The sequence below is a fragment of the Bradyrhizobium sp. Crot121 genome (assembly GCF_059512385.1).
The window spans coordinates 1-790 of the sequence record NZ_JCAMOR010000298.1 but is presented as its reverse complement, the minus strand read 5'-3'; the positions used below and the strand labels follow the sequence as shown (position 1 = coordinate 790).

The 790-nt window shown below is 68.1% G+C and carries 1 protein-coding gene; it reads right to left on the bottom strand.

What is annotated here, in order from left to right:
• The coding region (locus AC5ZGW_RS46630; protein ID WP_496114196.1) for a putative Ig domain-containing protein at window positions 1-790 on the bottom strand (790 nt) is incomplete at both ends.

The window sequence follows — 790 nt, the reverse complement described above, 5'->3', positions numbered from 1 at the left end:
CGTGGACGTCGTGGTCACGGCGATATTGAAGGTCTCACTGGCAGAGAGGCCGGCCGGATCGGTGGCCGAAACCTGGATGCCGGCGGTGCCGACATTGGCCGATGCGGGCGTGCCGCTGAAAGTTCGTGTCGTCGCGTTGAACGTCAGCCATGAGGGGAGCGCCGCGCCGTTCAGGCCGGTTGCCGAATAGGTGAGGGCGCCGCCGTCGGGATCGTTGAAGGTGCCGGCGGGCAGGCTCAGCGAGAAGGCCGAGCCGACGACCGCGTTCTGGTTGGCGGTCTGGGTCACCAGCACCGGCGGCGTGTCGGTCGCCACGGCGATATTGAAAGTCTCGCTGGCGGAGAGGCCGGCGGGATCGGTGGCCGAAACCTGGACGCCGAGGGTGCCGACATTGGCCGATGCGGGCGTGCCGCTGAATGCTCGCGTTGCCGCGTTGAACGTCAGCCATGAGGGAAGCGCCGCGCCGTTCAAGCCGGTTGCCGAATAGGTGAGAGCGCCGCCGTCGGGATCGTTGAAGGTGCCGGCGGGCAGCGTCAGCGAGAAGGCCGAGCCGACGACCGCACTCTGGTTGGCGGTCTGGGTCACCAGCACCGGCGGCGTGTCGGTCGTCGAGCCAGGCGAGAACACCACGTCGGCGTAGTAGTTGGACGCGCTGAAGCTGCTGGTCGGGAAGATCCCAGCGGTGCTGGTGCCGCCATAGGCATAGACCCCGTTGCCGCCGGACGAGGCGGAGGAGGGCGCCGTCAGCGCGCCGCTCGAGACGGCGTTGGTGAAGAAATTGCTGGTCGCT